The sequence below is a fragment of the Kitasatospora sp. MBT63 genome, from assembly GCF_000710465.2.
In the GTDB taxonomy this organism is placed as follows: Bacteria; Actinomycetota; Actinomycetes; order Streptomycetales; family Streptomycetaceae; genus Kitasatospora.
The window spans coordinates 1-6926 of sequence record NZ_JAIZ01000178.1; the positions used below are offsets into that span (position 1 = coordinate 1).

Consider the following 6926-nt stretch of genomic DNA (forward strand, 5'->3'; position numbering starts at 1 on the left):
CGCGCGGCCCGGCGCCGCCGGGCGCCCGCACGGCGGCGGCCGGAGTTCCGCCCGGCCACGGACCGCCGGGGCGCAGGCCCCAGCGTCCGCCGTCCGGACCGGGACGGGCCACGAGCGGCGGGACGGTCCCGGGCTGTGCAACGCTGTAAGGGCGAAGCGGTCACGCGGACGGCACCTGATCGGGTGGCCGGCCCAGTCGGCGCCGGTCGTCCGGCCGCCGCGACGGACCCCACCCGGGTCGAGCGCGGCTCGCGGGGCGGCCGAGCCGCCGTCAGCTCGGCGGCGGGCCGGACGGATCGGCCGCCGGACTTCTCGCCAGGCGAACACCGCCACCCGGGAAACTGCGCGAAACTCGCCGGAATACCGGGTATGAATGCAGGCGGGAGGGGTCGAACGGCCCCGACCGCTGGCAGGATGCGAGACCGGCCGCCCCGCCCTCGGCAGCGCTTGTTCGCCGATGGCGTAGCGGTATCGGGTGCATCGGGCCCACCTGTGGGAACACCGTCTCCCAGCATCAGGTTGGGACTGGTGTCGGCTGGTCGCGCTGCATGATTCCCCACGCGAGTGGGGTTGACTCTTCTCGTCCGGCGACGGGCGGGAGAGGCCCATGGCCGCGCCGCTGAGCGGGACTAGCATGCGGAAGGACAGGGCGGGGACGGACCCCGAACTGACCGACCGCTCTGAGGAGCGATTAACGATGTTCGAGAGGTTCACCGACCGCGCGCGGCGGGTTGTCGTCCTGGCTCAGGAAGAAGCCCGGATGCTCAACCACAACTACATCGGCACCGAGCACATTCTCCTGGGCCTGATCCACGAGGGCGAGGGTGTCGCCGCCAAGGCGCTGGAGAGCCTCGGGATCTCGCTCGAGGCGGTCCGCCAGCAGGTCGAGGAGATCATCGGGCAGGGCCAGCAGGCACCGTCCGGTCACATTCCCTTCACCCCCCGGGCGAAGAAGGTCCTGGAGCTGTCGCTCCGCGAGGCCCTCCAGCTCGGCCACAACTACATCGGCACCGAGCACATCCTGCTCGGCCTGATCCGCGAGGGCGAGGGCGTCGCCGCCCAGGTCCTGGTGAAGCTGGGCGCCGACCTCAACCGGGTGCGCCAGCAGGTCATCCAGCTGCTCTCGGGCTACCAGGGCAGCAAGGAGTCGGCCCCGGCCGGCGGCCCCGCCGAGGGCACCCCCTCCACCTCGCTGGTCCTGGACCAGTTCGGGCGCAACCTCACCCAGGCCGCCCGCGAGGCCAAGCTCGACCCGGTGATCGGGCGCGAGAAGGAGATCGAGCGGGTCATGCAGGTGCTGTCCCGCCGCACCAAGAACAACCCCGTGCTGATCGGTGAGCCCGGCGTCGGCAAGACCGCCGTGGTCGAGGGCCTGGCCCAGGCGATCGTCAAGGGCGAGGTCCCGGAGACGCTCAAGGACAAGCAGCTGTACACGCTGGACCTGGGCGCCCTGGTGGCCGGTTCGCGGTACCGCGGTGACTTCGAGGAGCGCCTGAAGAAGGTGCTCAAGGAGATCCGCACCCGCGGCGACATCATCCTGTTCATCGACGAGCTGCACACCCTGGTCGGCGCGGGCGCCGCCGAGGGCGCGATCGACGCCGCGTCGATCCTCAAGCCGATGCTGGCCCGCGGTGAGCTCCAGACCATCGGCGCCACCACGCTCGACGAGTACCGCAAGCACCTGGAGAAGGACGCCGCGCTGGAGCGCCGCTTCCAGCCGATCCAGGTCGCGGAGCCGTCGCTGCCGCACACCATCGAGATCCTCAAGGGCCTGCGGGACCGCTACGAGGCGCACCACCGGGTGTCCATCACGGACGCCGCGCTGGTCGCCGCCGCGACCCTGGCCGACCGGTACATCTCGGACCGCTTCCTGCCGGACAAGGCGATCGACCTGATCGACGAGGCCGGCTCCCGGATGCGCATCCGCCGGATGACCGCGCCGCCGGACCTCCGCGAGTTCGACGAGAAGATCGCCGACGTGCGCCGCGAGAAGGAGAGCGCGATCGACGCGCAGGACTTCGAGAAGGCCGCGTCCCTGCGCGACAACGAGAAGCAGCTCCTGCAGGCCAAGGCCAAGCGGGAGAAGGAGTGGAAGGCCGGCGACATGGACGTCGTCGCCGAGGTGGACGAGGAGCTGATCGCCGAGGTGCTGGCGACGGCCACCGGCATCCCGGTCTTCAAGCTCACCGAGGAGGAGTCCTCCCGGCTGCTGCGCATGGAGGACGAGCTGCACAAGCGCGTCATCGGCCAGAAGGACGCCATCAAGGCGCTCTCGCAGGCCATCCGGCGCACCCGTGCGGGCCTCAAGGACCCGAAGCGCCCCGGTGGCTCGTTCATCTTCGCCGGCCCGTCCGGTGTCGGTAAGACCGAGCTGTCCAAGACGCTGGCGGAGTTCCTGTTCGGCGACGAGGACGCGCTGATCGCGCTCGACATGTCCGAGTTCTCCGAGAAGCACACGGTCTCCCGGCTGTTCGGCTCCCCGCCCGGTTACGTGGGCTACGAGGAGGGCGGCCAGCTGACCGAGAAGGTCCGCCGCAAGCCGTTCTCGGTGGTGCTGTTCGACGAGGTCGAGAAGGCCCACCCGGACATCTTCAACTCGCTGCTGCAGATCCTGGAGGACGGTCGCCTGACCGACTCCCAGGGCCGGGTGGTCGACTTCAAGAACACGGTCATCATCATGACCACCAACCTCGGCACCCGGGACATCTCCAAGGGCTTCAACCTCGGCTTCGCGGCCACGGGTGACGCCCAGACCGGGTACGAGCGGATGAAGGCCAAGGTCAGCGAGGAGCTCAAGCAGCACTTCCGGCCCGAGTTCCTGAACCGTGTCGACGACATCGTGGTCTTCCACCAGCTGTCCGAGGAAGACATCATCCAGATCGTCGACCTGATGATCGACAAGGTGGACGGCCGGCTGAAGGACCGCGACATGGGCCTGGAGCTCAGCGTCGAGGCCAAGAAGCTGCTCGCCAAGCGCGGCTACGACCCGCTGCTCGGTGCCCGTCCGCTGCGCCGGACCATCCAGCGCGAGATCGAGGACCACCTCTCCGAGAAGATCCTCTTCGGTGAGCTGCGGGCCGGTCAGATCGTGGTGGTCGGTACGGAGGGTGAGGGCAAGGAGGCCAAGTTCACCTTCCGCGGCGAGGAGAAGTCGGCGGTGGCCGACACCCCGGCCGCGGTGAGCACCGCGGGTCCGGATCTCACCAAGTAGTAACCGCAGCCGAATAGCGCCGCGGCCCCGACCGAGTGTCGGGGCCGCGGCGTTTTCAGTTGCAAAACTGTTTACGGATCCAATTGCTGTGAAAATCCAGACTTTTCACCCTTGGAGCACGATCCCGGCGGTCCTACGGATACGAACGGGGCCCTGACGGCGGTGCTTAGCAACCGATTTGACTGACTATCAGCTGATCCGGGCGGCCTGGAGGATAGCGGCGTGGCCATGCCATGGTCAAGGTCTTTCTTTTTTACTAGCTCTTGGATCAAATGTCGTCCACCTGTCTTTCATTGGTTCACCGGCTGGCCAAGAGCTGTGCCGGTAAGGGGAGGACGTCACCACGTTGAAGATATCCAGGAAGGCCGCCGCGGCCGCCGCTGCCGTCGCGGCCGTCGCCGCGCTCGGTGCGGGGATGCTCCCGGGAACGGCCGTCGCCGCCCCGAACGCTGTCCCCCGTGACCCGGCCGACGCAGCCCTGAGCACCAAGCTCGACGACTCGCTTCCCGGCCCGCTCTCCGGGAAGGTCGAGGCCGAGCAGAAGGCGGCCGTCGACCAGCTGGTCAACGGCACCGCCACCATCGAGTCGCACGGCGGTGGCACCAGCATCAAGCTGGGCCGTGACAAGTACGTGGAGCTCGGTCGCGAGCGCACGGACAAGATTTTCACCATCCTCGTCGACTTCAGCGACCAGGTGGACAACACCACCAAGCTGCCCGACGGCACCGTCAAGTACGGCGGCACCCCCGGCCCGGCGCACAACCAGATCGCCGCGCCGGACCGGGCGACCAACAACTCGACCGCCTGGCAGGCCGATTACAACCAGCAGCACTACCAGGACCTGTACTTCTCGAAGACCGGCGACTCGCTGAAGACCTTCTACGAGCGTCAGTCCTCGGGCCGGTACTCGGTCGACGGCCAGGTCACCGACTGGGTCAAGGTGCCGTGGAACGAGGCCCGTTACGGCTCGGACTACTGCGGCCAGCACGTCTGCAACAACGCGCAGGACCTGATCCGCGACGGCATCAACGCCTGGGTCGCCGACCAGAAGGCCAAGGGCCAGACGGACGCGCAGATCAAGGCCACGATCGCCGGCTACGACCAGTGGGACCGGTACGACTACGACCACGACGGCAACTTCAACGAGCCCGACGGTTACATCGACCACTTCCAGATCGTGCACGCCGGTGAGGACCAGTCGGCCGGCGGCGGCGTCCAGGGCACCAACGCCCTGTGGGCCCACCGCTCGTACGTCTACGGCGCGCTGTCCGGCCAGGCCGGTCCGGACGCCAACAAGCTCGGCGGCACCCCGGTCGGCAACTCCGGCATCTGGGTCGGCGACTACACCATGCAGCCGGAGAACGGCGGCCTCGGTGTCTTCGCGCACGAGTACGGCCACGACCTCGGTCTGCCGGACCTCTACGACACCTCCGGCTCCGGCAACGACAACTCGGTCGGCTTCTGGTCGCTGATGTCGTCCGGTTCCTGGCTCGGCACCGGCAAGAACGAGATCGGCGACAAGCCCGCCGACCTCGACGTCTGGAGCAAGCTGCAGCTCGGCTGGCTGAAGTTCGACAAGGCCCAGGCCGGCAAGGACTCGCTGCACTGGCTCGGCCCGGTGGAGTACAACACGAAGCGGCCGCAGGCCATCGTGATGGACCTGCCGAAGAAGACCGTCACCACCGAGATCAACACCCCCTTCGCGGGCGGCAACGAGTGGTGGAGCGGTAGCGCGGACGACCTGAACGTCTCGCTGACCCGCACCATCGATCTCACCGGCAAGACCTCGGCCAGCCTGTCGGCCAAGGCCTGGTACGAGCTCGAGACCGACTACGACTACGCCTACGGCGAGGTCTCCACCGACGGCGGCAAGAACTGGACCGCCGTCGCCGGTACCTTCAACGGCGCGGCGCTGCCGGTCGACGGTGCGAACCACCCGGCGATCAACGGCACCACCAACAACACCTGGGGCGACCTGGTCTTCCCGCTCGACGCCTACGCGGGCAAGAGCATCCAGTTCCGCTTCCACAACGTCACCGACGGCGGTGTCCACCTCAAGGGCCTCGCGATCGACGACGTGAAGGTCACCGCCGACAACGCGGCCGTCTTCACCGACGGTGCCGAGAACGGCGACAACGGCTGGACCGCGGCCGGCTTCTCCCGCATCACGGGCAAGTTCTCCAAGGACTACGCCCAGCACTACCTGGTGGAGAACCGTCAGTACGTCTCGTACGACACCATGCTGAAGACCGGCCCGTACGTCTTCGGTTCGGCCGCCAAGCCGAACATGGTCGAGCACTACGCCAACCAGAACGGTGTTCTGATCTGGCTGTGGGACGAGTCGCAGTCCGACAACAACGTCACCAACCACCCGGGCCAGGGTCTGATCCTCCCGATCGACTCCCACCCGGCTCCGCTGAAGTGGGCCGACGGCACCTACATGCGTCCGCGCCTGCAGGGCTACGACTCCACCTTCGGCTTCGAGCGCACCGACGGCCTGAAGCTCGACAAGGCCGACGTGCTCACGAAGATCCCGTCGTCGAAGGCCGTCAGCTCCTTCAACGACCACACCACCAAGTACTACGACCCTGCTACGCCGTTCAGCAGCGTCCAGGTTCCGGACACCCACACCCGCATCGACGTGCTGTGGCAGAGCTGGAACAACCTGGAGACCATCATCCGGGTCCACCCGGTGAAGTGACCTCAGGTCAGCTGATGCAGTGAACAGCTGCGGCCCCGGCGGGTTCCCCCGCCGGGGCCGCGGCGCGTTCCGGGGGAACGGCGGGGCTTCGCCAACGCGCCCTACACCTGGGCGAGCTCCAGGAAGAGGGCGACCGCCTCGGTGATCTCCCTGGGCGTCCAGTCCAGCGCGGCCTCGGAGGCCGTGATCTCGGTCATCGAGAAACCCGGCAGCACCCCCGGCTCGTCCCAGCCGCCGAACAGGCCGACGCCCTGCAGCTCGGCGAGCCGGATGTTGGCCCGGTTCAGGGCGTGCGCCGGGTACGGGAGCCAGAACTGGAACTGGTGGGTGTGCGGCGGGTCCGGGTTGACCCGGCCCCCGGGCGTCGCCGCCAGCGCCGCGGCCACCTCCTTGGCGTTGGCCACGTAGGCGCCCAGCCGTGGCAGTTCGGTGTCCAGCCCGGACAGCGCGGTGAGCACCGCCGGCCACTGCTGGAACAGCCGGCCCCCGTACCGGTGCCGCCAGACCCGTACGCCCCGCGCGAACTCCTCGTCGCCCGCCACCAGCGCGCCGCTGGTCGCTCCGAGCGTCTTGTAGCAGGAGACGTAGACCGAGTTGGCGAGCCCGGCGATCTCCGGCAGCGTCCGGCCGAAGTGCGGCCCCGTCTCCCAGAGCCGGGCGCCGTCCAGGTGGACGTACGCGCCCAGCTCCCGGGCCGCCTCGACCAGCGCGGTCAGCTCCGGCCAGGTGGGCAGCACGAAGCCGGCGTCCCGCAGCGGCAGTTCGAGCATCAACGTGGTGAAGGGCTCGCCGAGCGCCCGCAGCTCCGCCGGGGTGGGCAGCCGCGGTGCCCGGGTCGGCCAGACCGTCCGCAGCCCGCTCAGCACCGAGTACGCGCGCTGCTCGTGCACCTCCGGGTGGGCCAGCGGGTGCATGGCGACCGTCCGGCCCTCGCCGTCCGCCCAGTACTGCAGGGCCGCCTGCTGGGCCATCGTGCCGGTCGGGAAGTAGACCGCGTCCGCCAGTCCGAGCAGG

At 68.8% G+C, this 6926-nt stretch carries 3 protein-coding genes; 2 read left to right on the forward strand and 1 reads right to left on the reverse strand.

Features of this window, described 5'->3' with window-relative positions; genetic code table 11:
• The first annotated feature begins 697 nt into the window (after positions 1-697).
• The gene (locus AA75_RS12350) at positions 698-3211 is read left to right on the forward strand and encodes an ATP-dependent Clp protease ATP-binding subunit (protein WP_033819982.1); all 2514 of its coding nucleotides are present in this window, start codon (positions 698-700) and stop codon (positions 3209-3211) included.
• Positions 3212-3557: 346 nt separating this feature from the next.
• On the forward strand, positions 3558-5912 hold the full coding sequence (locus AA75_RS12355) for an immune inhibitor A domain-containing protein (protein WP_033819983.1): 2355 nt from the start codon (positions 3558-3560) through the stop codon (positions 5910-5912).
• 101 nt (positions 5913-6013) lie between these two features.
• Here the strand turns inward: AA75_RS12355 and AA75_RS12360 are convergent.
• The coding region (locus AA75_RS12360; protein WP_033819984.1) for a low specificity L-threonine aldolase at positions 6014-6926 on the reverse strand (913 nt) is incomplete at its 5' end.

Excerpts from the sequence above, each read along its gene's own strand:
- AA75_RS12350 (WP_033819982.1), top strand. The coding sequence starts at position 698 with ATGTTCGAGAGGTTCACCGACCGCGCGCGGCGGGTTGTCGTCCTGGCT.